The 25,150-nt window shown below is 65.1% G+C and carries 19 protein-coding genes; 10 read left to right on the top strand and 9 right to left on the bottom strand.

Features of this window, described 5'->3' with window-relative positions; translation table 11 throughout:
• Positions 1–18: 18 nt before the first annotated feature.
• From ACTJKF_RS18890 to ACTJKF_RS18880, 3 genes are all read left to right on the top strand, one after another.
• On the top strand, positions 19–1,167 hold the full coding sequence (locus tag ACTJKF_RS18890) for an FAD-binding oxidoreductase (protein ID WP_440625082.1): 1,149 nt from the start codon (positions 19–21) through the stop codon (positions 1,165–1,167).
• A 135-nt stretch (positions 1,168–1,302) separates the two neighbouring features.
• Positions 1,303–2,166: a glycine betaine ABC transporter substrate-binding protein gene (locus tag ACTJKF_RS18885; RefSeq protein WP_440625079.1), complete on the top strand. Its 864-nt coding sequence runs from the start codon at positions 1,303–1,305 to the stop codon at positions 2,164–2,166.
• A 230-nt stretch (positions 2,167–2,396) separates the two neighbouring features.
• The gene (locus tag ACTJKF_RS18880) at positions 2,397–4,052 is read left to right on the top strand and encodes an APC family permease (RefSeq protein ID WP_440625078.1); all 1,656 of its coding nucleotides are present in this window, start codon (positions 2,397–2,399) and stop codon (positions 4,050–4,052) included.
• A gap of 163 nt (positions 4,053–4,215) precedes the next feature.
• On the opposite strand, the gene purU is transcribed toward ACTJKF_RS18880, so the two are convergent.
• Positions 4,216–5,103 (bottom strand): formyltetrahydrofolate deformylase, encoded by an 888-nt coding sequence (gene purU / locus ACTJKF_RS18875; RefSeq protein ID WP_440625076.1) that lies wholly within the window; start codon positions 5,101–5,103, stop codon positions 4,216–4,218.
• 320 nt (positions 5,104–5,423) lie between these two features.
• Positions 5,424–6,350, bottom strand: a complete 927-nt coding sequence (locus tag ACTJKF_RS18870; protein WP_440625074.1) for a choline sulfate utilization transcriptional regulator — start codon at positions 6,348–6,350, stop codon at positions 5,424–5,426.
• Positions 6,351–6,553: 203 nt separating this feature from the next.
• On the opposite strand from ACTJKF_RS18870, the gene betC reads away from it, so the two are divergent.
• From betC to ACTJKF_RS18855, 3 genes are all read left to right on the top strand, one after another.
• Positions 6,554–8,089, top strand: coding sequence for a choline-sulfatase (gene betC / locus ACTJKF_RS18865; RefSeq protein WP_440625072.1), 1,536 nt, complete (start codon positions 6,554–6,556; stop codon positions 8,087–8,089).
• A 44-nt stretch (positions 8,090–8,133) separates the two neighbouring features.
• Positions 8,134–9,105 carry a choline ABC transporter substrate-binding protein gene (gene choX, locus ACTJKF_RS18860; protein WP_440625070.1) on the top strand — a complete coding sequence of 324 codons (972 nt, stop codon included), beginning with the start codon at positions 8,134–8,136 and terminating at the stop codon, positions 9,103–9,105.
• 253 nt (positions 9,106–9,358) lie between these two features.
• On the top strand, positions 9,359–10,498 hold the full coding sequence (locus tag ACTJKF_RS18855) for a porin (protein WP_440625068.1): 1,140 nt from the start codon (positions 9,359–9,361) through the stop codon (positions 10,496–10,498).
• Positions 10,499–10,760: 262 nt separating this feature from the next.
• Here ACTJKF_RS18855 and ACTJKF_RS18850 read toward each other — a convergent pair whose 3' ends face one another.
• Together ACTJKF_RS18850 and ACTJKF_RS18845 are read right to left on the bottom strand one after the other, a co-directional pair.
• Positions 10,761–11,144 (bottom strand): YbjQ family protein, encoded by a 384-nt coding sequence (locus ACTJKF_RS18850; protein WP_440625067.1) that lies wholly within the window; start codon positions 11,142–11,144, stop codon positions 10,761–10,763.
• Between the two features lie 278 nt (positions 11,145–11,422).
• On the bottom strand, positions 11,423–12,367 hold the full coding sequence (locus tag ACTJKF_RS18845) for a GlxA family transcriptional regulator (RefSeq protein WP_440625224.1): 945 nt from the start codon (positions 12,365–12,367) through the stop codon (positions 11,423–11,425).
• 496 nt (positions 12,368–12,863) lie between these two features.
• Here ACTJKF_RS18845 and ACTJKF_RS18840 point away from each other — a divergent pair, with 496 nt between their 5' ends.
• Positions 12,864–13,991, top strand: a complete 1,128-nt coding sequence (locus ACTJKF_RS18840; RefSeq protein ID WP_440625066.1) for an aminotransferase class V-fold PLP-dependent enzyme — start codon at positions 12,864–12,866, stop codon at positions 13,989–13,991.
• 139 nt (positions 13,992–14,130) lie between these two features.
• On the opposite strand, the gene ACTJKF_RS18835 is transcribed toward ACTJKF_RS18840, so the two are convergent.
• The 3 genes from ACTJKF_RS18835 to ACTJKF_RS18825 all read right to left on the bottom strand — a co-directional run bounded on the left by ACTJKF_RS18835 (position 14,131) and on the right by ACTJKF_RS18825 (position 18,818).
• Positions 14,131–14,673, bottom strand: coding sequence for an SCO family protein (locus ACTJKF_RS18835; RefSeq protein WP_440625222.1), 543 nt, complete (start codon positions 14,671–14,673; stop codon positions 14,131–14,133).
• Positions 14,674–14,758: 85 nt separating this feature from the next.
• Positions 14,759–16,540, bottom strand: a complete 1,782-nt coding sequence (locus ACTJKF_RS18830; RefSeq protein WP_440625065.1) for a c-type cytochrome — start codon at positions 16,538–16,540, stop codon at positions 14,759–14,761.
• 151 nt (positions 16,541–16,691) lie between these two features.
• On the bottom strand, positions 16,692–18,818 hold the full coding sequence (locus tag ACTJKF_RS18825; protein ID WP_440625063.1) for a hypothetical protein: 2,127 nt from the start codon (positions 18,816–18,818) through the stop codon (positions 16,692–16,694).
• 451 nt (positions 18,819–19,269) lie between these two features.
• Here ACTJKF_RS18825 and ACTJKF_RS18820 point away from each other — a divergent pair, with 451 nt between their 5' ends.
• A complete protein-coding gene (locus ACTJKF_RS18820; RefSeq protein WP_440625061.1) occupies positions 19,270–19,575 on the top strand; it encodes a hypothetical protein in 306 nt (101 codons plus the stop codon).
• 336 nt (positions 19,576–19,911) lie between these two features.
• Here ACTJKF_RS18820 and ACTJKF_RS18815 read toward each other — a convergent pair whose 3' ends face one another.
• Positions 19,912–22,212: an NADP-dependent malic enzyme gene (locus tag ACTJKF_RS18815; protein WP_440625060.1), complete on the bottom strand. Its 2,301-nt coding sequence runs from the start codon at positions 22,210–22,212 to the stop codon at positions 19,912–19,914.
• 135 nt (positions 22,213–22,347) lie between these two features.
• On the opposite strand from ACTJKF_RS18815, the gene ACTJKF_RS18810 reads away from it, so the two are divergent.
• Positions 22,348–23,319, top strand: a complete 972-nt coding sequence (locus tag ACTJKF_RS18810; RefSeq protein WP_440625058.1) for a LysR substrate-binding domain-containing protein — start codon at positions 22,348–22,350, stop codon at positions 23,317–23,319.
• A gap of 77 nt (positions 23,320–23,396) precedes the next feature.
• Here the strand turns inward: ACTJKF_RS18810 and pqqA are convergent, their stop codons facing one another.
• Positions 23,397–23,468 carry a pyrroloquinoline quinone precursor peptide PqqA gene (pqqA, locus tag ACTJKF_RS18805; RefSeq protein WP_080599499.1) on the bottom strand — a complete coding sequence of 24 codons (72 nt, stop codon included), beginning with the start codon at positions 23,466–23,468 and terminating at the stop codon, positions 23,397–23,399.
• Between the two features lie 609 nt (positions 23,469–24,077).
• Between pqqA and ACTJKF_RS18800 the strand changes: the two genes are divergently transcribed.
• Positions 24,078–25,150 (top strand): porin (locus ACTJKF_RS18800; protein ID WP_440623607.1); only part of this gene is annotated, 1,073 nt, incomplete at its 3' end.

Below are 25,150 nucleotides of genomic sequence, written 5' to 3'. Positions count from 1 at the left end.
AGAAAAGCGGAGCAAGACATGATGCGAGATGCGGCCAATTTCGAGCCGGCGGACAGCCGGGTAACGCACCCGTCGTTCTGGAACGCGCTGCCCGAGCGCTGGACGAGCGACGTCGAGGAAACGCTGGTGTGCTGCCACGTTCGGCAGGAAACCCACGACGTGAAGAGCTTCTTCTTCCGTTCGCCGCAAGGCCGTGCGTTCTCGTTCGAACCCGGGCAGTTCATCACGCTCGAGCTCGACATCGAAGGCGAGACGATCAACCGGTGCTACACGATCTCGTCGTCGCCGGCGCGGCCGCACACGATCTCGATCACGGTCAAGCGCGTGCCGGGCGGCAAGGTGTCGAACTGGCTGCACGACAACCTGCAGCCGGGCGCGTCGGTGCGCGTGCTCGGCCCGGCCGGCGAATTCACGTGCGCGCGGCATCCGGCGCGCAAGTACCTGTTCCTGTCGGCCGGCTCCGGCGTCACGCCGCTGATGTCGATGAGCCGCGCGCACCATGATCTCGCCGAGGATCGCGACATCCTGTTCGTGCACAGCGCGCGCACGCCGGACGACATCATCTTCGCGCGCGAGCTCGACCTGATCGCGTCGAACCATACCAACTTCCGCACGTCGTTCGTCGTCGAGCGCGTCGGCGCCCGCACCAACTGGCCGGGCGTCACGGGCTTCCTGACGCTGCCGCTGCTGAAGCTGATCGCGCCGGACTTCATGGAGCGCGAGATCTTCACGTGCGGCCCCGCGCCGTACATGAAGGCCGTGCGCGACCTGCTCGACGAAGCCGGTTTCGACCGCAAGCAGTATCACGAGGAAAGCTTCTCGTTCGAAACGCTCGCGCAGACCGCGAGCGACGACGTGCTCGACGAGCGCGTGCCGGCGGCCAACGACGGCGACGTCGCGACGAAGCAGTACACGGTCAGCTTCGCGAAGAGCAACCGCGAGATTGCGTGCGGCTCCGGGCAGCATGTGCTGGACGCGGCGCGCCAGTCCGGCGTGCGGCTGCCGGCGTCGTGCACGCAGGGCATGTGCGGCACCTGCAAGGTGAAGCTCGTGTCGGGGCAGGTCGAGATGAAGCACAACGGCGGCATCCGCCAGCGCGAGATCGATCAGGGGATGGTGCTGCTGTGCTGCAGCAAGCCGCTGTCGGATCTCGTGATCGACAAGTAACACGGAACCAGCCATTGGCGGTCCGGGCGCGTCGCGTCCGGACAAGCATCCGTCGGAAAAAAACGATACCGCGGATTTGTGGTTGAGGAACCTGGAGAGGCAACGCGCGGTGTGCGCATATCAAGGAGATCGACCATGAAGCTGTTGGGAAAACTGTTGTGGACCGGCGCACTGTCGGCGATGGTGGCACTGAGCGCGTCGGCGCTCGCCGATACGAAGCCGACGCTGAAGATCGGTTACGTCGAAGGCTGGGACGACAGCGTCGCGACGTCGAACGTCGCGGCCCGCGTCATCGAGAAGAAGCTCGGCTATCAGGTCCAGCTCGTGCCGGTCGCGGCCGGGATCATGTGGCAGGGCGTGGCGCGCGGCGATCTCGACGCGACGCTGTCGGCCTGGCTGCCCGTCACGCACGGTTCGTACTGGGGCGAATACAAGACCAAGGTTGTCGATCTTGGCGCGAACTTCCCCGATGCGAAGATCGGCCTGATCGTTCCCGATTACGTGAAGGCGAAGAGCATTGACGATCTGAACGCGGAGAAGAGTGACTTCGGTGGCCGCATCGTCGGCATCGATGCGGGCGCGGGCGTGATGCGCAAGACCGACGAAGCGATCAAGAGCTACGGCCTGAACTACACCCTCATGCCGAGTTCGGGCGGTGCGATGACGGCCGAGCTGTCGCGCTCCGTCGGTTCGAACAAGCCGGTGATCGTAACCGGCTGGGCGCCGCACTGGATGTTCGCGAAGTGGAAGCTGCGCTTCCTCGAGGATCCGAAGAAGGTGTTCGGCGGCGCGGAGCACGTCGACAACGTCGTGAACCCGCAGCTCGAAACGAAGGCCAAGCCGGTCGTCGCGTTCCTGAAGAAATTCCAGTGGAAGCCGGGCGAGATCGACAGCGTGATGCTCGCGATCCAGAACGGCGCGAAGCCGGAAGCGGCCGCCGATGCATGGATTGCCGCACATGCGGACCGCGTGAATTCGTGGACTGAAGGCGCGCAGTAAGTCCGCGGCGATTCGTCGCGCGGATCAGCATAAAAATACGCCGGGAATGGCATGCAGGAATCCGAAATAATCGCGAATTCATGCAGCCATATCCCGGTTTTCTTTTACTGATTCTGCAAAAAAGCCCGTAACTTGTTACACTACGGCCCTTGTGCGGAGTCATCTGCTTTGCATCGGACCAGAGTAAGGTAAGCGCTGAAGCGCCAACTCTGAACGAGAGGAGGAATTGGATGAGTCAGGCAGGACTGCGTGCGAATCGCACCAGTGATGTTGGAACAACCATCTCACATGATTCGACGGGCCACACGCTGCATCGTGGCCTGACCTGGAAGGATGCATTTTGGGTAACGAGCGGCGTGCCGGCTGGCGTGCTGTTCACGATCGGCGGCGTATGCGCGACGATCGGCCAGCCCGCGTGGGCGATCTGGATCGCCGCGATCACGATGGGGCTGGTTCAAAGCGCGACTTATGCGGAAATATCCGGGCTATTTCCCCATAAATCGGGCGGCGCGTCGGTGTATGGCGCGATCGGCTGGGTTCGTTACAGCAAGCTGATTGCCCCGGTTTCCGTGTGGTGCAACTGGCTCGCGTGGTCGCCGATGCTCGCGCTCGGCTGCGGCCTTGCGGCAAGCTATGCGCTCACGAGTCTCTTTCCCGCCAATGCGGCGGTGCTGCAATGGCAGCTCAGGATTGCGGATCTCGGTTTCATCAAGCCGGGTCTGTCTCTGCGAATCAACGCGACGTTCATCATCGCGACGATTCTGCTTCTCATCACGTTCAAGCTTCAGCATAGCGGCGCATCGAAGGCGGCGCGTACCCAGCGCATTCTCGGCATCGCATCGCTGACGCCGCTCCTGATCGTCGGCATCGTGCCGTTCGTCACCGGCGACGTGCCGATGTCGAACCTGCTCCCGCTGCTGCCGCTCGGTCACGACGCGCACGGCAATCTCACGGCCGCGACGTTCGGCTCGTGGAACGGGCAGGGCGTGACGATGGCGCTCGGGGCGATGTTCATGGCCGGCTGGGCGTCGTACGGCTTCGAAACGGCCGTCTGCTACACGCGTGAATTCCGCGATCCGCGGCGCGACACCGCGAAGGCGATCTTCTGGTCGGGCGCGCTGTGTCTCGTCGTGATGACGCTCGTGCCGATGGCGTTCCAGGGCGCGCTCGGCACGCAGGCGATGCTCGATCCGTCGATCGGCGACGGCACCGGCGTCGCGGCCGCGATGGCGAAGATCGTCGGCGGCGGCGCGTGGGTCGCGAATGCGGTCGTCGTGATGCTGATGCTGTCGATCCTGCTGATCGTGATGACGTCGATGATGGGCTCGTCACGCACGCTGTACCAGGCATCGGTCGACGGCTGGCTGCCGAAGTACCTGTCGCACGTGAACGAGCACGGCTCGCCCACGCGCGCGATGTGGACCGATCTCGGCTTCAACCTCGTGTTGCTGATGATGTCGGACTACATGACGGTGCTGTCGATCTCGAACGTCTGCTACATGCTGTTCGTATTCCTGAACCTTCAGTCGGGCTGGATCCACCGGATGGATCGCGGCAACTGGGATCGGCCGTTCCGCTGCCCGACCTGGCTGCTCGTCGGTGGCTCGATCTGCGGCTATGCGAACCTCGTCTATGTCGGCGCGGGCGCGAACCTGCAAGGCGAAGGCACGCTGCGCAACGGGCTGATCGCGATGCTGCTGATCGTGCCGGTGTTCGTGTTCCGCCACTACTGGCAGGATCGCGGCCGTTTCCCCGAACAGATGCAGCGCGACATGGAGCTCGAAGTGCCGAAGCGCGCGACGTGGCTGAACCTGATGCCGTATGCGGCGTTGATCGGGGCGGGGCTGACGATCTGGCTGTCGTACTACTTCGCGTGGGTTAAATAAGCCGCTGACGCCGCGCGCGGCGAACCCGGCACCGCACCCGGGGCCGTCGCGCGAAGCGTCGCAGGCGATGCTCCAAAAAAAACCGACCGGCTGATGCCGGTCGGTTTTTTGTTGGCCGCTCGCCGAACGTACGCGGCGAACGCCGAGAACGCCGAGAACGCGCTTACGGAAACACCACCGTCCGATCCCCATTCAAGAACACACGCCGCTCGATGAACGCCTTCACCGCACGCGCCAGCGTGAGACTTTCGACGTCGCGGCCGACCGCGAGCAGTTGCTCGGGACGCAGCGCATGATCGACGCGTTCGACCACCTGCTCGATGATCGGACCTTCGTCGAGATCGTCGGTCACGAAGTGCGCGGTCGCGCCGATCAGCTTCACGCCGCGCGCATGTGCCTGGTGATACGGCTTCGCGCCCTTGAAGCCGGGCAGGAACGAGTGATGGATGTTGATCGCGCGGTGCGCGAGCTTCGCGCTGGTTTCCTGCGACAGCACCTGCATGTAGCGCGCGAGGATCACGAGTTCGGCGCCGCTCGACTCGAAGAAGTCGAGCCACTGCGCTTCCTGCTGCGCCTTGGTGTCGGCCGTGATCGGGAAATGGCGGAACGGCAGCCCGTGCTGCGCGGCGAGTGGTTCGAAGTCCGGATGGTTCGACACGATGCCGACGATGTCCATCTTCAGCTCGCCCATCCGCCAGCGGAACAGCAAGTCCGCGAGGCAGTGCTCGAGCTTCGACACCATGATCAGCACCTTCGGGCGCGCGCTCACGTCGTGGATCGCCCATTGCGTGTCGCCCGCGCCGCTGCCGCCGAGCTCGGCCGCGATCGGCGCGAATTCCTGGCGCAGCGCGTCGATCTGCAGCGTCTCATCCGTCGGATGAAACACGCAGCGCACGAAGAAGTGGTTGCTGAGATCGTCGTCGAACACGTTCAGCGCATCGACATAGCAGCGATGGCGCTCGAGAAAGCCGACGACGGCGGCGACCTGGCCGGCCGCGCTTGGGCACGACAGCGTCAGGACGAATTGATCGGGGCGTGAGTCGGCGGTCATGAAATTCCTCGGATGTCATGGGGCGCGAACCCGCGCGGCGGCGCACCGGGGCGCCAGGCTACGCGGGTAGCGGGAGACTCAAGTAAATCAGGACGATTTGGACGCGGATAGAACCAACCCGCCGTGTGGCTGGTATCGGCGCGCCAGCGCCGCCGGGGTGGGCGGGGGGAGGCCGGACGGCTGGTCTGGCGGCTACCCTGCGGGTATCGGGAGGGCGATCAGTGGGCGGTCCGACGGATGTCGGGCGGATGCCGTGTGGGTGTCATGCGGCCGATCCGGCGGACATCACGCGGGACTCCGGTGGCCGGCCAGCCCGCCGCTCACGCCGATGCGCACGCGTCGAGCAGCCAGCGCCGGAACACGTGGGTCGCGTCCGGCTCGGGCCGCTGCGGCGGCCGGACCAGGAAGTAGCCGCGCGACGTGACGACGGGCGCATCGACGAGCTTCACGAGCTGCCCCGACGCGACGAGTTCGTCGACGAGCGGCGACCAGCCGAGCGCGACGCCCTCGCCGAGCAGCGCCGCATGGATCACCAGCGCGTAGCTGTTGAAGGTCACGCCGCGCGCGGCGGCCGGCGCGTCGAGGCCGTGCGCGTCGAACCACCCGGCCCACGACAGCCAGCGCTCGGGGCGCGTCGGCTGCACGTGCAGCAGCGGCAGCGCATGCAGGTGGTCGGGCCGCGCGACGTGCGGATGCAGCGCGCGGAACGCGGGCGAGCAGACGGGCGTGACCGATTCGGGAAAGAGCCGTGCCGCCGTGCATGACGGCCAGTGGCCGTCGCCGAACAGGATCGCGATGTCGGCATGGTCGCGCTGCGCGTCGTAATCCTGCGACGTGACGACCCGCACGTCGACGTCCGGCATCACGCGCTTCAGGCCCGCGAGGCGCGGCATCAGCCAGTAGGTCGCGAAGCCGAAATCCGTGACGATCGTGAGCGCACCGTGCTCGCGGCGCGCGCGCAGCGTCGCGGTGGCGCCGCGCAGCGTGTCGAGGCTCACCCGCACGGCTTCGTACAGGCACTGGCCGTCGCTCGTCAGCGTGACGCCGCGCGGGCTGCGCTCGAACAGCGGCACGCCGAGTTCCGCCTCGAGCTGGAACACCTGCTGGCTCACGGCCGGCTGCGTCGAGCCGAGCTCGCGCGCGGCGGCCGTGAAGCTCTGGAGACGGGCGGCCGATTCGAACGCGCGCAGCGCCTGCATCGACGGTAACGCTTCGGATTTCGACATAAGTCTCTCTAATGGCCCCATAAGGGCCGGACGCCTTCCCGCGCGAATTCGGGCGGGGGATAGTGCTTCGGACGGCGCGCCCGCGCCGCGCCAGGCCTTCCGCGATTCTGCCAGTCGCGGAAGGTGTGCGCGGCAGTTTCTTCAGGCTGCGTCCGTCATGCCGGCCGCGTCGCTGCTCAAGCTGCGCGCCGTTCCGTTCGAACACCGATTTCCCCACGACCGCGATGACGAACCCGACTCCCAACATCCTGATCCTGATGGCCGACCAGCTGACGCCGTTCGCGTTGCCGGCGTACGGCAACCGTGTCGCCCGCACGCCGACGCTCGACCGTCTCGCCGCACAAGGCGTGGTGTTCGACGCCGCGTATTGCGCGAGCCCGCTGTGTGCGCCGTCGCGCTTCTCGCTGCTGACCGGCAAGCTGCCGTCGGGTATCGGTGCCTACGATAACGCGGCCGAATTGCCGGCGCAAACGCTGACTTTCGCGCATTACCTGCGCGCGGGCGGTTACCGGACGATGCTGTCCGGCAAGATGCACTTCTGCGGTCCCGACCAGTTGCACGGTTTCGAGGAGCGGCTCACGACCGACATCTATCCGGCCGACTTCGGCTGGGTGCCCGACTGGGATCGTCCGGCCGAGCGGCCGAGCTGGTATCACAACATGAGCTCGGTGCTCGAGGCCGGCCCGTGCGTGCGCACGAACCAGCTCGACTTCGACGACGAGGTCACGTTCGCGGCGAAGCAGAAGCTGTACGACGTCGCGCGCGAGCGGGCGGCCGGGCACGACGAGCGGCCGTTCTGCATGGTCGTGTCGCTCACGCATCCGCACGATCCGTACGCGATCACGCGCGAATACTGGGATCTGTACCGCGACGACGAGATCGACATGCCGGCCGTGCGGCTCGACGCGGCCAACAGCGATCCGCATTCGCAGCGGTTGCGCTTCGTTTGCGAAAACGACCGCACGCCGCCGACCGACGCGCAGATCCGCGCCGCCCGCCGCGCGTACTACGGCGCGACGTCCTACGTCGACACCCAGTTCGGCAGCGTGCTGGCCGCGCTCGAGCAGTGCGGATTCGCCGACGATACGATCGTGATCGTCACGTCGGACCACGGCGACATGCTCGGCGAGCGCGGGCTCTGGTACAAGATGACGTTCTTCGAAGGCGGCTGCCGCGTGCCGCTGATCGTCCACGCGCCGGGCCGCTTCGGCGCCGCGCGCGTGCGCGGACCCGTATCGCACGTCGACCTGCTGCCGACGCTCGTCGATCTCGCCGGCGCGGCGCCGGCCGGTGGCTGGCCCGACGCGGTCGATGGCGCGAGCCTCGTGCCGCATCTGCAAGGCGCGCCCGCGCACGACGTCGCGCTCGGCGAATATCTCGCGGAAGGCGCGGTTGCGCCGGTCGTGATGATCCGCCGCGGCGACTGGAAGTACGTGCATTGCCCGGCCGATCCGGACCAGCTCTACAACCTTGCCGACGATCCGCGCGAGCGCACCAACCTGGCCGGCCTGCCTGAGGCCGCCGACGTGCTCGCCGCGTTCCGCGCGGAGGCCGCGCAGCGGTGGAACCTGCCGGAACTCGACGCGCAGGTGCGCGCAAGCCAGCGGCGGCGCCGTTTCCACTACGCGGCGACGACGCAGGGCCGCATCCAGGCGTGGGACTGGCAGCCGTTCACCGATGCGAGCCAGCGCTACATGCGCAATCACATCGAACTCGACACGCTCGAAGCGATGGCGCGCTTTCCGCGCGTCGGGCGCTGAACGATCCGCATCGCGGACATTGACGAACGACGGAGGAAGCGATCATGAAACGGCAATCAAGGACAGCAATCAAGACACTCGGCACGGTGCTCGCGGCAGTCGCGTGCGTGTTGGCGGCGCAGCCGCCCGCGCACGCCGCCGATCCGCAGACGTGTCGCGACGTGAAGATGGCGGCGCCCGGCTGGACCGACATCGACGCGACGAACGCGATGGCGGGTGTGGTGCTCAAGGCGCTCGGCTATCGGCAGGACGTGGCGAACCTGTCGGTGCCGATCACGTACCAGGGCTTGAAGAAAGGGCAGGTCGACGTGTTCCTCGGCAACTGGATGCCCGCGCAGGCGCCGCTCGTGAAGCCGTTCGTCGACGAGAAATCGATCGACGTGCTGCACGCGAACCTGAGCGGCGCGAAGTTCACGCTCGCCGTGCCCGACTACGTCGCGGCGGCCGGCGTGCACACGTTCGCGGATCTCGCACGCTACGCGGACCGCTTCGGCGACAAGATCTACGGGATCGAGCCCGGCGCGCCCGCGAACCAGAACATCAAGCGGATGCTGTCCGACCATGCGCTGGGCCAGGCGAACTGGTCGCTCGTCGAATCGAGCGAGACGGGGATGCTCACGCAGGTCGAGCGCGCGGTGCGCGACAAGCGCTGGATCGTGTTTCTCGCGTGGGAGCCGCATCTGATGAACACCAAGTTCCACCTGACCTACCTGTCGGGCGGCGACGCGTATTTCGGGCCGAACTACGGCGGTGCGACGGTCAACACGGTCACGCGCACGGGCTTTGCCGGCCAGTGCGCGAATCTCGCGCGGCTGTTCAAGCAGATGACGTTCTCCGTCGACGTCGAGAACCGGATGATCGCCGACATGCTCGACAACAAGACCTCGCCCGCGCTCGCCGCGCAGCACGTGCTGAAGGCCGACCCGGCGCTGGTCGAGGGCTGGCTGGACGGCGTGACCACCGCGTCCGGCACGCCGGCCCTGCCGGCCGTGCGCGCGGCGCTCGACGGCCGCTGACCGGCCTCCGGGCGGCCGGTTTTTACCCGGCCGCCCGTCTCCGTGTTTTCCCGAGCAGTCGCATCGAGACCATTTGGTGTCGCCTTCAGACGGGTGACCCGAAATATGGGTTTGTATTTTTCGCCAATGGCTGCGTTATTGCGGAAAACGAAATGCCGGAGCCAGCGGACGTACCGAATTCGAATCAGCCGGCGTATTGCGGCGCGCGCAGGTGACGATTCTTTCCATCGAACGGTTCAAGGGGTGGTCGACAATGAAGCAAAAGAAAGTTGCCGTAGCTGCCGCGCTTGCATGCGCGGCCTGTATTCCCGCCATCGGGCATGCACAGAGCAGCGTGACGCTGTACGGGATTCTCGACGCGGGCATCACGTACGTGAACAACACGGGCGGTTCGCACGTGGTCAAGTTCGATGACGGCATCGCTTACGGGAACCGTTTCGGCCTGAAGGGCACGGAAGATCTCGGCGGCGGCCTGAAGGCCGTGTTCACGCTCGAGAGCGGTTTCCACCTCGGCAACGGGCAACTCGGTTTCGGCGGATCGGAGTTCGGGCGGCAGGCTTATGTCGGTCTTCAGAATGACTGGGGCACGTTGTCGTTCGGCAACCAGCTCGACATCACCAACGAGCTCGTGTCGATCTACAACATCTCCGCATGGGGCAGCGGCTATGCGATCCACCAGGGCGACTTCGACCGCTTCAACGGCGACCGCCTGCCGAACTCGGTCAAATTCCTGTCGAACGACCTGAACGGCTTCAAGTTCGGTGCGATGTACTCGTTCGGCAACGTCGCCGGCAACTTCCATCGCAACAGCGCATGGAGCGCGGGCGCGAGCTTCACGAAGGGCGACTTCGCGATCGGCGCCGCGTACACGCGCCTGAACAACCCGAACGGCATCTACGGGTTCGATCCGTACGCGATGATCGGTACGCATACGTTCCTGGGCCAGCAGACCGTGACCGTCGATCCGGCGACCGGCGCGCGCACCGACCTGTTCGCGAACACCGCGATGGACGTCGACAGCCAGGGCACGTTCGGCATCGGCACGAGCTACACGATCGGCAAGCTGTCGCTCGACGCGAACTTCTCGTACACGACGATCAAGGGTTTCGGCCAGTCGTCGCACATGCAGGTGTATGAAGGCGGCGGCATGTACCAGTTCACGCCGGCGCTGAGCCTGATCGCGGGCTACCAGCACACGCGCTTCGAAGGCCATCACTGGAACCAGGGCACGGCCGGCCTGCACTACCTGCTGTCGAAGCGCACCGACGTGTACATCTCCGGCGATTACCTGCGCGCGTCGCAGGGTGTCGATGCGGTGATCGGCTACAGCTTCACGCCGTCGACGACGCAGACGCAGGCCGACGTGCGGATCGGGATGCGGCATTCGTTCTGAGCGGGGTGGGGTGGTTTTTCAACGTTTTCAGCGAGGTCTCTCTTTGGCGCGAACCGAGGTTCGCGCTTTTTTTTTTGCGAGGCGGCGCCGCGCGCGCCGGCTTCGCGTGCGTCGGGCGTGCTTCGGCAGGGCTTCGGCGGTTGAAGCTATCGCGCGTATCGCCGATCGCCAGCCTCCGTCCGATGACGTCTCTCCGATGGGGATGAAGCTGTTTCCTTAGTTAACCGGCATGACGTTGCTCGAGCGTGACGCGTGATGCGCGTCAGGCGTCAGGCGTCAGGCGTCCGGCGTCCGGCGTCACGCGCACGGCCGTGCCGTAGCAGATCACTTCCGTGATGCCCGATCCGATTTCGGTCGAGTCGTAGCGCATCGCGACGATCGCATTCGCGCCGAGCTTGCGCGCGTCGACGAGCATCTTGTCGAACGCCTGCTGGCGCGCCTTCTCGCACAGCGACGTATAGAGCGTGATGTTGCCGCCGAAGATCGTTTGCAGCGCCGCGCCGAACGAGCCGACGATCGAGCGCGAACGCACGATGATGCCTTGTGCGACGCCGAGCGAACGGACGGTCGTGTGGCCCGGAAGATCGAACGCGGTGGTGACGCGCTCGGGCGAGAGGTCGTCGGCGGAGCGGGAGAAGTCGGTCATGGCAGTGCACCGTGGTGCGGGAGTGATCGAACGACGATTCTATCCGGAGCGGGAACGGCGCTTGAACGGGCGCGCATGAGCCGCGCGTGCGGTGTCGGTCGTCGTGCCGTACTGTGCGGTTGCGTTGGCATCGATGGGTACATGACTGAGGATGACTAAATGTCAGGTCGAAACGAATCGGGCCGGAAGAACGACGGGAAAGGAGGCGAGGAAGCGAACGGCAGGAAACGGTGCCGAAGCGCAATAGCGCGCCGGACTGTACGCAAAAGCGGCAACGCTCAGCGCGTCGCGCGCCTGTCGCTGCGCGGACTCACGCCGAAACGCGCACGGTACGTGCGCGAGAAATGCGACGGCGATTCGAAGCCGCATGCGACGCACACCGACGTGATGCTCATGTCGGTCTGCTGCAGCAGCTCGCGCGCTCGATCGAGGCGCAGGTTCAGGTAGAAGCGCGTCGGCGTGTCGTTCAGCGTCGCGCTGAACAGCCGTTCGAGCTGGCGGCGCGTGATCGATACCTCTTGCGCGAGTACATCGGAGCCGAGCGGAGTCTCCATGTGACGCTGCATCGTGTCGATCACCTGGATCAGCTTGCGGTTGTGCACGCCATAGCGCGCGGCGATCTCGAGCCGCTGGCTGTCCGAACGCTGCCGGATGCGGCTGACGACGAACTGCTCGGAGATCGCGGCCGCGAGATCGGCGCCGTGCCGCCGGCCGATCAGGTCGAGCATCATGTCGATCGACGCGGTGCCGCCCGCACACGTGATGCGCCGGTCGTCGATCTCGAACAGTTCCTGCGTCGCGTTCAGGCCAGGGTAGCGTTCGCGGAACGCGGCGAGCGCTTCCCAGTGCAGCGTGAGCGTTTGCGAGGCGTCGAACAGCCCGGCTTCCGCGAGCACGAAGCTGCCGGTGTCGATGCCGCCGAGCGTCGCACCGTGTCGGTTCTGGCGGCGCAGCCAGTCGGCGAGCGCGCGGTCGTAGCACACGAGCGGATCGAAGCCCGCGACGACGAACACCGTCTCGACCTGCGCGACGTCCGCGCAGGCGGCTTCGGCGGCGACCGGGATGCCGTTGCTCGCGGCGACGGGCGCGCCGTCCGCGCTGATCACGTGCCAGCGGTACAGCTCGGTGCGGAACCGGTTCGCGACGCGCAACGGCTCCACCGCGGACATGAAGCCGAGCGCGGAAAAGCCGGGCAGCAACAGAAAGTGGAAATCCTCGGGCATCGGGGCGTCGGGTGGAATTGGGTGGCCGTCGCGCATCGCGCGGCGCGGCGCGGCGAGCGGGTATGCGTACACCGCGCCCGGCTCGCGCGAGCCGACTGTTCAACCTGGGATTATCGCGGTTTTTAGCGGCGCTCAGCGCGTTTTTGCGCGATGCACCGTATTTCTCCGCGATGATGTGCCGGCCGATCATCCGGTCGCGAAGCAGAAGAGCAAGACGATTGCGCGGATCGCTTGTCGCGGCGCTTCGGCTGTGAACGCCGAATTGGCGGCGCGCCTTTTCCGCGCTACGCTCGTTGTCGCCGGCCGGGCGAACATCTGCCGCGGCGTCACGTCGTGCGTGCACTGCACAAAACACCGAAATCCCCAAGCTTCAGTTGCCTTTCGTTAGAATCGCTTGTCGTCGAAGCAAAAAACCAGAATTGCATTGGCGCGGCGGTACGGATTCGCGAATGCCGCTCGCTCCCATCCCATGGTTCATCCTTTACCGGAGGCGAACGTGCCAGGATTACTTCCCGATGTCGACCGCGACGGGCTCCTCGAATATTCGGTGGTGTACACCGACCGATCGATCAATCACATGTCGCGGCGCTTTCAGGGCGTCATGCGCGATATTTCCGCTGCGCTGAAAAAGGTCTACAACGCGAAGGCGGTTGCGATCGTCCCGGGCAGCGGGACGTTCGGCATGGAAGCCGTGGCCCGCCAATTTGCGACGAACAAGAAATGCCTGGTCATCCGCAACGGCTGGTTCAGCTTCCGCTGGTCGCAGATTTTCGACATGGGCGGCATTCCGTCCGAGTCGATCGTGTTGAAGGCGCGTCCGGTTGAATCGGGCCGCCAGGCCGCGTTTGCGCCGGCACCGATCGACGAGGTCGTCGCGGCGATTCGCGAGCACAAGCCGGATCTGGTCTTCGCGCCGCACGTCGAAACCGCTTCAGGGATGATGCTGCCCGATGGCTACATGCGTGCAGTGGCCGACGCCGTGCATGCGGTCGGCGGCATGTTCGTGCTCGATTGCATCGCGTCCGGGACGATCTGGGTCGACATGGCGGCGAGCGGCGTCGACGTGCTGATCAGCGCGCCGCAAAAGGGCTGGAGCGCGTCGCCCGGCTGCGCGCTGGTGATGCTCGGTCCGCTCGCCCGCGAACGAATCGATGCGACGACCAGCACCAGTTTTGCGTGCGATCTGCGCAAGTGGCTGCAGATCATGGAGGCATACGAGCAGGGCGGGTTCGCGTACCACGCGACGATGCCCACGGACAGCCTCGCGACGCTGCGCGACGTCATCAAGGAAACGGAAGCGTACGGCTTCGACAAGGTGCGAGCCGAGCAGCTCGAGCTCGGCACGCGGATTCGCGCGCTGCTGGCCGGGAAGGGGTTCAGGAGCGTGGCGGCCGAAGGGTTCGAGGCACCGGGCGTCGTGGTGAGTTACACGGACGACGACGACATCCGGTCCGGCAAGAAATTCGTCGACGTCGGCATGCAGATCGCGGCAGGGGTTCCGCTGCAGTGCGATGAGCCGGCGGATTTCAAGACGTTCCGGATTGGCTTGTTCGGTCTCGACAAGCTGCATGATGTCGATGCGGCGGTTGCGCGGTTTGCCAGCGCGCTGGAGCGGGTTCTGTAGCGTGCTTTTTGGCGAATCTTGAGCGAATGGCGAGAATTTCCCCCCAAGGCCTCTGCATGCCGATACAGGGGCCTGGGGCTCGGTTGGCACGAACCATTCAGCCTGGCGACGGCAACCGCTAGCCGATATCACGTGGCCGTCAATTGGCGGCCACGAGAGAATGATACGTATGCAGCAGCTCGTCGGCCGTCGCGAACCCGTCGATGCGAACCCACGATTTTCCCGGTGCGGCGCGCAGCAGCACAACCGGGGCGTGGTCCATCTTGTCCTGCCGGTAAACGTTGAAGGCCTTCTGCGCAGCGACGCTCGCGGCCATCGTGCCCGTGTAGTGCTGCCACTCCGGTCCGGCGCTGAACTTCGCCGCATATTCGCGCAGTCGTGCGGGCGTGTCGTTTTCCGGATCGATGGAGATCGACACGATATGAACCTTGTCGCGATCGGCGCCGAGCGCTTGTTGAAGCTGCGACAGTGTCTGACTGATGACGGGGCAGATCGACGTGCAGGTGGTGTAGATGAAGGTCAATACGACCGGGCGGCCGTCGTCCAGCTCGTCTTTCAGTGCGACGGTCTTGCCGTCGTCGCGGACGAGCATGACGGCCGGCACCGTGTAGGCAACCGTCGACATCTTCATCGCCGGCATCTTCATTCCGGGCATCGACATTCCCGGCATCGACATCGTCATCTGCGCCTGCGCGGCGGGCCCGGCGAGCAGCACACACCCGATCAGCAGGTGGGCCAACGTGAAAGCCTTCTGAAGCGTACGCATTTCAGTCTCCTCGTTCTGTGAGCCGCGTCCAGGGAATGGTCCATGCACCGTCGGCCACGATGCGCGTGCCGCTCGTATCCTCGAAGTGAACCATGTAGCCGCCTTTCGATGCGAGGCGCTGCCCCGGCGCAAGCGTCAGGCGCGGATAGTAGCCGGTGATCACGCGTTGCTCGAGCGTGTCTTCGATGCGCTCGACCAGATAGTCGCGCACGTAGGTGCCCGTGACGTGTCCCAGTGCCTCTTCGAGCAGCACGCACGCGAGGAACGTGTCCGCCTGCACCTGCTGGTCGACGATCTCGACGTGCCGCGCCGCGGCCCAGTCGAGCATGTAGTCGACGCGGCGTCGCACGCGATCGGGCAGATCGAACGGATAGGCGATGTGCGCGACCGCGCGCCAGTGCTCGGGCAGCGGCGTGCGATCCAGGCCGCCCATCAAGCCGGACAGGTAAACGGCCCCGGCGGGCGCGTCGCGGCCGAGCGACGCGATATCGGCGGGACGCAGCCACAACACGAGCACGTCGTCGCGGGCGATGCCGCGCACTGCATTCCCGGCTGGCTCGCCCGGCAGCAGCGCGCGGCGCGCGACGTCGAGCCCGTGCGCGCGCAACGCCGTGGCGAGCGCCTGCGCGCCTGCCTCGCCGCTGTCGCCCGCCCGATACAGTTCGTGGATCACGCGCGGGGCGGCGGCATGATCGTCATGCAGGATTTCCTCGGCGATCAGCGCCGCTTCCAGCAGCACGCCACCCGAGAAGTAGATCGAATAGAAGTCGCCGGCGCGCACGTCCGGTACCTCGACATTCGGAAACAGACACGGTATCCGGTCGTGCTCGCAGAACGCCCGAACGGGCGCCCAGTCGCGCTTGCCCATTCCGGATATCACCGCGAACGCCGGTTCGGCGGCAGCGTGGCGCTCCAGTTGCGCTTCCCATGTCGATGGCGGGCCGCTCAACGTCCACACGTGCAGTTGCCAGTGGCGCGACGTCGTGGCGACTTCCGTGCGCGCCGATCCTTGCGGCGTCGCGTTGACCGGAAGCGCGTCCTTGTCGGCGAAGTAGTGCCGCAGCACGTCGAGCATCGCGCGGCGTTTCACGGGATCGGCGTCCGGCGTGACGATGGTCGCGAAATGCAGGGTGGTGTCGGTGACGCCGGGCGCGGGGTGCGGATCGAGACGCTTCAGATAGCGGATCAAGGCGGCCATGTCGTCGTCGGACATCACGAAGTGCGGCATCAGGTAGCTGAGATGCCGGCCTTGCGCGTCGATTCCGCTTCGGATGGCACGCGCGAGGGTTGTATCGGAATACGCGGCTCGATTGCTTCGCATGCTTTCGACGTAGGGCATGCCGGAATGCTTGTCGCTGATCGTGCTGTTCTGGAACAGATACGTGGCGGCGATCGGCGGGATGATCGTGCGGCCCGACCTCGAGCCGAGCCCGCTGGGCCGATGGCAATTGACGCAGGCGGTCGCCGCGCCTTCCATGCGCTGTCCGCCTTCGCGCAACGCCTGGAGCGGGGCGCCGGACGTGAGGATGCCATCGCGATAGATGGCTTCGCCGGGGTCGGCGGCGGGCGCTGCGGCAGCGCGCGCCGTCGCGACGACCGTGAGCGCGACCGTGAGCCACAGCAGCCACGCGAGGCGCCCGAGTCCGCAGGTCAGGACGGCCGGCGCACCGGCTGCGGACGCATGCGTTGCGCTGCCCGGGCACGCACGCGCCCGTGCCGGTGGCGATGAATCGCCACCGTGCGTTGCCGAGCCCCGTTGGAGCGCATCCTCGTTACGTCGCATCGACGTGCGCCTGAACCCGGCCGGCAGCAACGCATGTCGCGTGTTGCAACGTGCGCCGTTTCATCTTGCCTCTCCCCGAATACGTGATCCGCACGGCGCGGCGGTGCCGATCGGCGTGCCTCCGCGCGTGCGTTGTGTCGTGATTGTCGTGCTACATCTTCGCGCTGGTGAACGTCAGGCTCGTTCCGGCGCCCGCGATGACCAGCCAGTTGGTCGGATCGGTCGTCACGACGGTGGCCGATCCGCCCGTCACGACCGGCGTCTGGTACGCGTTCTTGGGCAGCAGCCAGGTCACGTCCTGCAGGCTCGTCGGCTGGGATGCGGAGAACGTCCAGCTGCTCCCCGTGTCCGTCGCGCTCCAGGTGACGAGCAATCGCTTCCGGTCGAACTGCGTCAGCTGATCCATCGTGTACCACTTGTACTGGCCCGACGAAATCAACCCGTTGGCATAGTTGAAGATGGTCGACAGCACGCCCGGATACCACGACGCGCCCAGCGGGTGCATGTAGATGAGCCGGGTCGTCCGGTTGGCCACGACGAAGTCCATCAGCGCTTCATACCAGTTCGTGACGTCCGTGGTCGACACGCCGAACTCCTGGAACTCCTCGAACGTCGCGTACTTCCCGAACGGCATCACGGGGAACGCCCAGATGCCCGGGTTCAGCAGCGCACCGTTGCGATAGGCCCGCGTTTGCGCCATGCCGGTATGACCGGTGAAGTAGTAGCCCGAATAACCGTTGCTCTCGAGCCAGTTGACGGCCCAGGTCGGCGTATTGCCCTCGGGGGCGGCCCATTCGACATCGGGTTTGCCGGTCACCGACTGCACGGACTGGTGATTCAGCGACAGGTATTGCTGGAACGTGCTCTGGTTGGTCTCGCTGGCGTTGGCGCCCCAGTAGTCGTGGTCCCAGCCGCCGTGGCTGCCGATGTTGTCTCCCTTGCTCATCAGGTAACGCATCATTTGCTGCGCTTGCGTGTTGTTGCTGAGGTCGATGCCGAGTCCGTCACCGATCGCGGCATCGTCCGGGCCGGCCGTCACGACGATGGAAAACGGCCCGTTGTCCCAGACGCCGATCGACTTCAGGTACTGCGCCGGCTGGATCATCTCTTCCGCGCAGAAGTGCCAGTTGAGCACCATGCCCGCTTGTGCCCTCGGTTCGAGCGACAGATGCGGCATCGACAGGATGTTCGTCGTGAAGTAGTGCAGGAAGCCGTGCAACGGCATGCCGTCGGTTTGCCCTTCGAGGTAGCTGAGCGGCATGTTCACGAACAGCACGCCGCCGCTGCCGTAAGGGTTGTAACCTGCGACGAGGCCGAAGTTGGGCGAGGTCAGCAGCGTCGTGCCGCTGTACGTGCCCTGCGTGACGTAGCTCGGATACGTGAGGAAGCCGTACACGTAGCCCGAAATGCCTTCGAGCGTATCGGTCGTCGTGGCTGCCGCGGTCATCGCGGTCGTCGCATGCGTGGTTGCGCCCTTCGGGTTCTTCGCGGAGTGGTTGGTCGATGTGGCCGTATACTTCCCGGCCTTCACCATCGCACCCTTGGCCAGGTGACCGAGATCCAGGCTGATGTTCGACGCCAGCCCGTTCTCCGTCTTGTAGTTGAAGTACGCGCTGTGGTTATAGTTGGACAAGCCGCCGGGGTTCGAGGGGCTCGCCGGCAGGTACAGAACCTGGCTGGGCGAGGCGGATACAGACACGGCCGCCGAGTTCACGGTGGCGGGTGACGTGCTGCCGCTGGTCGTCCACGTCATCGACTTGCCGGGGGGAATCTGCAGCGCGCGCAGCGTGCTGCCCATGCCGGTCACGGGGCCGAGTCCGATCATGTTGCCGCGGAGCGAGTCGTACAGGACATAGCTGACGCCGGCCATCGAACTGAATCGCGACTGAGGCACGGGATAGAAGCCGGTCGACGTGAGGGCGCCGAAATCGTAGACCAGCATCACCTGCCCGCCGTTGAGCGCGTAGTTCTGGATCGCCGTCACGAGTGCGTCGTCCGCGCTGGTATGGACCTGATCGGGAAGAATCAGGCCTTGATACTGCTGGAGCGTGGTGCCCGCCTGCTCGAACTGGCTGTCCTGCATGATCGTGATCTGCAGCCCTTCCTCGGATGCCGCGTCGAGCCACGCCGATACGCGTGGATCGGGCAGGGTGATGTTGTCCGGCAGTAGCAGCAGCAACTGATTGGAGACCGCGTTTGCCCGTCCGGGGAGGATCGCGAAACATAGCGAAAGCAGGATCAGGCACGCCTTGAAAAACCGCAATGACTTGACCAACATGGTGCTCTCCCGTCGGGGTGAACGGCTGGTGATTTTCAACATGCCGAGTAAGCACCGTGTCCTGAAGCGCACGTCTGCGACGCGTGCGGCGCGTCGCAGCTGACGCGATCCTGACGTTCGGACTACAGGTGCAATGACAGCCTCGGGCACCGCATCGAGATGGATCGGCTAGACGCGCCCGGCGCTGTCGTGTGGAAACGCCGGGCGATCCGTCTGCCTGAATGCGCGTCGAACCCGCCGCTGGCAGTGTGTTGAATGAAGCGAGCAACGTGCCATGGCGGTTGCGTATTGGCCGTGTCGGGGAGGCGGCCGCAACCGGGTTATGTCGTGCCGCGAAATCGATGGAAAACGTAACAGCGGTGAGACTGCGCGGAGTGGATGCGCGGCGTGGTGAAGTGACGTGAAGTGTGTCGATACAACCGCCACGCGCTGCGATGACGAGGCGACGCACATGGCTGCCGACGTGTTGCCGCTACGGTGCCGGTCGCGAGCATCGAGCGACGCGGGCAGGCGCGCGACGCGGCGTGTTGATTGGCTATCGATGCGTGGCGCGAGACAGCGTGGCTGCGATGAAAATGATACTGAAATGCAACGTCGGTTCGCGTCGCTTCACGTTGAATGCGTGATCGCGCCGTGTCTGCCGGATGCCGCGTTCGCCTTTGCCGGAGGCGCCGGCTTACCGTCCGCATCGCTATTCGTCAGCGCGCTGAAAGCAGGTTCGAAGGAATCGATGAACATGCGTATTTCAAAAGGATGACGAAGGATTTCAAGCGCGCAACGCAGGGTGTGGAATGCAACGCTGGATCCTTTTGGTAGCGGCAGCGCCGAAACAGCCGGCGAGACGCGAGAGGCAAGAAGACGCGGCGTCTCGCGTTGATTCACGGACCACGACGCGCGCGTTTTTCTTTCGATCTTCTTTCGTCGATTCCCGCTCTGCAAATGTCCGGCAAGGTTCGGCGCGTTGTCGGTGTCAGCCGGCTGCCGACGATGCCAAGGCCGGCACTCGCGTAGATCGCCTTTCAGCGGGCCACCGCGGGTCGATCGACGGGGGCGGCCGCAGCCGACCCGCATCGAACGATGACGACAACCGCACTTAACCCGCGACGTTCCGGTTCGCCTCGATCACCGTCAGCGCCGTCATGTTCACGATCCGCCGCACGGTCGCGCTGGACGTGAGAATGTTCACCGGCCCGTTGACGCCCAACAGGAATGGCCCGACCGCCACGTTGCTGCCGGCTTCGGTCTTGAGCAGGTTATAGGCGATATTCCCCGCATCGACGTTCGGGCATACGAGCAGGTTCGCCGCGCCCTTGAGCGGCGACATCGGCAGCAGGCGCGAGCGCAGCGCCTCGTCGAGCGCACAGTCGCCATGCATCTCGCCATCGGCCTCGATATCCGGCGCCTGCGCGCGAATGATCTCCAGCGCCTCGCGCATCTTCACGCCCGACGCCGCGCTGCCCGACCCGAAGTTCGATCGCGACAGCAACGCGGCCTTCGGCGTCAGATTCAGCCATTCCATGTGGCGCGCGGCCGCGATCGTGAATTCCGCGATCTGCCCGGCATCCGGATTGTCGTTGACGTGCGTATCCACCAGCGCGACGGTCCGCTGATTGAGCAGCAGGATGTTCATCGCCGCGTAGGTCGACGCACCGGGCTTCCTGCCGATCACTTCGTCGACGAAACGCAGGTGATTGTGATACTCGCCGACGGTGCCGCAGATCATCCCGTCCGCATCGCCGAGCCGCACCATCATCGCGCCGATCAGCGTCAGGCGACGTCGCATTTCGACGCGTGCCATTTCCTTCGAGATGCCGTCGCGGCAGCGCAGTTCCCAATACGTCGTCCAGTACTGCGGGAAGCGCTCGTCGTATTCCGGATTGGTCACCTCGACGTCCTGGCCGAGACGAAGGCGCAGGCCGAAGCGCTCGATGCGCGCCAGCAGCACTTCCGGACGGCCAACCAGGATCGGGCGCGCGAGCTTCTCGTCGACGATCACCTGCACCGCGCGCAGCACGCGCTCGTCTTCGCCTTCGGTGAACACGATGCGCGCCTTGCCGCCGTCGCGCACGAGCTGGCGCGCGGTCGCGAACAGCGGCTTCATGAACGCGCCGGAGTGGTAGACGAACTGCTGCAGCTGCTCGACATACGCGTCGAGATCCGCGAGCGGGCGGGTCGCCACGCCGCCTTCGATCGCCGCCTTGGCCACGGCCGGTGCGATACGCACGATCAGCCGCGGATCGAACGGCTTCGGAATCAGGTATTGCGGACCGAACGACACTTCGTCGCCACCATACGCTGCCGCGACGATATCGTTCTGCTCTTCCTGCGCGAGGCCGGCAATCGCGTGAACCGCGGCAATTTCCATTTCGCGGGTGATGGTCGTTGCGCCCACATCCAGTGCGCCGCGGAAAATGTACGGGAAGCACAGGACGTTGTTGACCTGGTTCGGGAAATCCGAGCGGCCCGTCGCGATCACGACGTCGTCGCGCGTCGCATGGGCCAGTTCCGGGAAGATTTCCGGCGTGGGGTTGGCCAGCGCGAGAATCAGCGGACGCGGGCCCATCGTCTTCAGCATGTCGGCGCTCAGGATGCTGCCGACCGACAGGCCGAGGAACACGTCGGCGCCGCCGATCACGTCGGCGAGCTTGCGCGCATCGGTTTCCTGCGCGAAGCGTTCCTTGGCCGGATCCATCAGCGTGGTGCGGCCGCGATAAACGACGCCTTCGATATCGGTCGCCCAGACGTTCTCGATCGGCAGCCCGAGGTCGACGAGCAAGTCGAGGCACGCGAGTGCCGCCGCGCCGGCGCCCGACGTCACGACCTTCACTTCCTTGATCGACTTCCCGACCACCTTCAAGCCGTTGATGAACGCGGCGGCGACGGTGATGGCGGTGCCGTGCTGATCGTCGTGGAAGACGGGAATCTTCATGCGTTCGCGCAGCTTGCGCTCGACGGTGAAGCATTCCGGCGCCTTGATGTCCTCGAGGTTGATCCCGCCGAAGGTGGGTTCGAGGCCGGCGATGATGTCGACGAGCTTGTCCGGATCGGTCTCGTTGATCTCGATGTCGAACACGTCGATCCCCGCGAACTTCTTGAACAGCACGGCCTTGCCTTCCATGACCGGCTTCGACGCAAGCGCGCCGATGTTGCCCAGACCCAGCACGGCGGTGCCGTTGGTGATCACGCCCACCAGATTCCCGCGGCTCGTGAAGCGATGCGCGTTCAGCGGCTCGGCGGCGATCGACTCGCACACGCTCGCGACGCCCGGCGTGTAGGCGAGCGCGAGATCGCGCTGCGTCACGAGCGGCTTGCTGGCGACGACCGAGATTTTCCCCGGGGTCGGAAACTCGTGATAGTCGAACGCGGCCTGCTGCTGGATCTCTGTCTGTTTCATGGGGTTGGGTCCGGGCGTGCGCGCCAGGCCAGTCCCGACGCGATCCAAGGAGGTGATTCTAGGGAACGGCCATAAGGAGTTGATTCTGTTTTAATATCGGTCCATCACTTTTTCATGATGGTACGTGGTCCGGCAATGACATTCGACGCGAACGACGTGGTCAGGCGCCTGGGCGCGCGCCTGAAGATGCGGCACCTGATGCTGTTGCTGCAGATCCAGCAGCACGGGTCGCTGACGCGCGTCGCCGAGCACATGGCCAGCAGCCAGCCCGCGGTGACGAACGCGCTGTCCGAGCTGGAAAGCATGTTCGGCACGCCGCTGTTCGAGCGCTCGTCGCGCGGGATGCGGCCGACCGCGCTCGGGTCGGTCGTGCTCGAGCGGGCCAAGGCGATGCTGAAGGATCTCGACCATCTCGCTCGCGAGATGGAGGCGGTCGCCGCCGGCCATGCGGCGCACCTGCATATCGGCGTGATTCCGTTTATTTCGGGCCAGATGCTGTCGGGGGCACTCAAGCGTCTGCAATCGCGGATGGAGCGTCGCCTGACCGTGACAATTCACGAAGGCACCAGCGACCAGCTGCTGTTGCAGCTCAAGGATCACAGCGTCGATCTCGTGATCGGGCGCGCGTCGTCGACCGTCGAGCTCGGCCAGGTCTCGTTCGAGGTGCTGTACCAGCAGCAGCCGCGGATGATCGCGAGCCGGCGCCTCGCCGCGAAGCTGGCTCGCACGAAGCTCGACTGGGAGAAGCTGCACGCGCTGGACTGGATTCTCGGCGCGCCGCATACGCCGATGCGCGAGCAGGTGACCGACCTGTTCCTGTCGGCGGGGATCCCGCCGCCCGTGCCGATCGTCGAAAGCTACTCGTCGAAGCTGATCGGCGAAATGATTGCATCGAGCGACGACGCGGTATCGATCGTGCCGGCCGATATCGCGGAAGAAATGGTGCGCATCGCCGGGGTGGCGATCGTGCCTTACTCGCTGGTCTGGACGCTGCCGCCGATCGCGCTGTTTACGCGCTCCGCCGAATCGCATGCGCCGACCCGCGACTTGCTCGTCCAGGCACTGCGCGAGATCTGCCGGGAAACCTACGTCGAGGTGCCGCGATGAGGCTTCGCGAGCCGCTGCCTCATCAAGCAAAAAGCCTCGGCATGCCGAGGCTTTTTGCTTGATCCCCCCGTTTCGAATCAACGATTCGAAACGTACATCGTGATTTCGAAACCGAGGCGCAAATCGGTGTAGGCGGGTTTGGTCCACATGAGACGAGTTCCTTTGCAAGGTTGAAGAGAGGGGCAAGCACTTGTTCAAACCGCGCGCTCGTGGAACGACGAGCAATACGTCATCGGTTGCGTGGTCGCGACATCATTGAATGTTCGCGGCGAGTGGCAGGGAGCAACCGCGGAGAGCCTGCCTGGAAAATGTTACATCAGTCCGTTTCATCGTCAACCTGAAAAAACGGAATGGAAGCGTTTCCGGATTGCTGTTGTTGAACGTTTTACCTCTCCTTACTATATTCGGCATTCAGGGTCGGAAAAAGGTTGCACCCGCATGGATGATGCCGAGAGCGTGTGGAAGCGAATCCTGTCGTCGCTGATATCAATGCGTGCATGTCATCCGTACTGTTTCTCGTGTGTCGGCATTCGATGTGAATAGTGTCAGGGGGGTTATTCGAATCGCGCTTTGGTGTGACGGATAACCGGGCCAACCAGAAGTACTTTCATTTCGAGAGCGTGAGAAGGGCATGGGGACTTCGGGGAATGCCTCGCGCTTGGCGTGGCAGGCCCCGGCTGATCATTGACCGCTCGCGGATGGTCGAGACTGCGCCTGCAGGCGATATCCGGCGAACGAGATTCAAGGGAGGCGGGACGTTGCGACTCAAACATTTCGCATGGCTGATCGTGGCCGCCGCACCGGCCGCCGCGCTCGCACAGACCAGCGTGACGCTGTACGGCCGTGTCGACGGCGGCGTCGAATACCTGAACCACATCGCGACGCCGAACGGCAGCTCGACGCGCTGGAGCGCGGAGGGCGGCGACTGGGGCACCAGCATGTTCGGCCTGAAAGGCGTCGAGGATCTCGGCGGCGGGATGTCGACCGTCTTCAACCTGGAAACCGCGTTCCAGGTGATGAACGGCACGACGGGCGGCGGACGCATGTGGTCGCGCCGCGCGTATGTCGGCCTGAAGAGCGACACGTGGGGCCAGCTGCAGGCCGGCCGCAACCTGTTCATCGACAGCGACGGCGTGTGGGAATTCGATCCGTTCGTCCAGCAGGCGTTTTCATCCGCATCGCTCGTGCGCGGCCGCAACTGGCAGCAGACCAGCAACAACATCGAATATCACAGCCCGGTGATCGGCGGCTTCGACGTGCAGGCGCAATATGCGTTCGGCAATCAATCGCGCGGCTTCAACTACGGCGCGGCCGACGACTTCGGCCGCTCGGACGGGATCATGCTGTCGTACCACTCGCCGCTGTTCGACGTGCGCGGCATGTACGACGAACTGCGCGACAACAACGGCAAGTTCAGCAACATCTTCACCGCGTCGCGCGAGTATTTCGTCGGCGCGAACGTGAAGGTGTCGAAGTTCAAGATCCAGGGCGCGTATACGCACTACCAGGCGCCGGACAGCCCGGCCGGTGTCGCCGATCGTGCCGATCACTACTGGCTCGGCGCGACGTATACGGCCACGCCGCAGTGGGCGGTGACGGGCGGCGGGTACTACGTGAAGGTCGGCGACGGCGGCGGCGATGCATCGCACGATCCGTCGGGCCACGCGATGATGTACGTGCTCGGTACCACGTACAACCTGTCGAAGCGCACGTTCCTGTACGGCACGGTCGCGTATGTGCGCAACGGCGGAAATTCGAACTTCTCGCTGCTCGCGTCGCCGCGCGATGCGACGTCGGGCACGAGCCCGATGACGGGCGAGTCGCAGACGGG

Source organism: Burkholderia sp. 22313, assembly GCF_052045245.1.
GTDB lineage: Bacteria > Pseudomonadota > Gammaproteobacteria > Burkholderiales > Burkholderiaceae > Burkholderia.
Note: the sequence above shows the minus strand (reverse complement) of the source record. Positions and strands in the feature narration are given on the sequence as shown.

Excerpts from the sequence above, each read along its gene's own strand:
- ACTJKF_RS18890 (WP_440625082.1), top strand. The coding sequence starts at position 19 with ATGATGCGAGATGCGGCCAATTTCGAGCCGGCGGACAGCCGGGTAACG.
- ACTJKF_RS18885 (WP_440625079.1), top strand. The coding sequence starts at position 1,303 with ATGAAGCTGTTGGGAAAACTGTTGTGGACCGGCGCACTGTCGGCGATG.
- ACTJKF_RS18880 (WP_440625078.1), top strand. The coding sequence starts at position 2,397 with ATGAGTCAGGCAGGACTGCGTGCGAATCGCACCAGTGATGTTGGAACA.
- purU (WP_440625076.1), bottom strand. The coding sequence starts at position 5,103 with ATGACCGCCGACTCACGCCCCGATCAATTCGTCCTGACGCTGTCGTGC.
- ACTJKF_RS18870 (WP_440625074.1), bottom strand. The coding sequence starts at position 6,350 with ATGGGGCCATTAGAGAGACTTATGTCGAAATCCGAAGCGTTACCGTCG.
- betC (WP_440625072.1), top strand. The coding sequence starts at position 6,554 with ATGACGAACCCGACTCCCAACATCCTGATCCTGATGGCCGACCAGCTG.
- choX (WP_440625070.1), top strand. The coding sequence starts at position 8,134 with ATGAAACGGCAATCAAGGACAGCAATCAAGACACTCGGCACGGTGCTC.
- ACTJKF_RS18855 (WP_440625068.1), top strand. The coding sequence starts at position 9,359 with ATGAAGCAAAAGAAAGTTGCCGTAGCTGCCGCGCTTGCATGCGCGGCC.
- ACTJKF_RS18850 (WP_440625067.1), bottom strand. The coding sequence starts at position 11,144 with ATGACCGACTTCTCCCGCTCCGCCGACGACCTCTCGCCCGAGCGCGTC.
- ACTJKF_RS18845 (WP_440625224.1), bottom strand. The coding sequence starts at position 12,367 with ATGCCCGAGGATTTCCACTTTCTGTTGCTGCCCGGCTTTTCCGCGCTC.
- ACTJKF_RS18835 (WP_440625222.1), bottom strand. The coding sequence starts at position 14,673 with ATGACGATGTCGATGCCGGGAATGTCGATGCCCGGAATGAAGATGCCG.
- ACTJKF_RS18830 (WP_440625065.1), bottom strand. The coding sequence starts at position 16,540 with ATGCGACGTAACGAGGATGCGCTCCAACGGGGCTCGGCAACGCACGGT.
- ACTJKF_RS18825 (WP_440625063.1), bottom strand. The coding sequence starts at position 18,818 with ATGTTGGTCAAGTCATTGCGGTTTTTCAAGGCGTGCCTGATCCTGCTT.
- ACTJKF_RS18820 (WP_440625061.1), top strand. The coding sequence starts at position 19,270 with ATGGCTGCCGACGTGTTGCCGCTACGGTGCCGGTCGCGAGCATCGAGC.
- ACTJKF_RS18815 (WP_440625060.1), bottom strand. The coding sequence starts at position 22,212 with ATGAAACAGACAGAGATCCAGCAGCAGGCCGCGTTCGACTATCACGAG.
- ACTJKF_RS18810 (WP_440625058.1), top strand. The coding sequence starts at position 22,348 with ATGACATTCGACGCGAACGACGTGGTCAGGCGCCTGGGCGCGCGCCTG.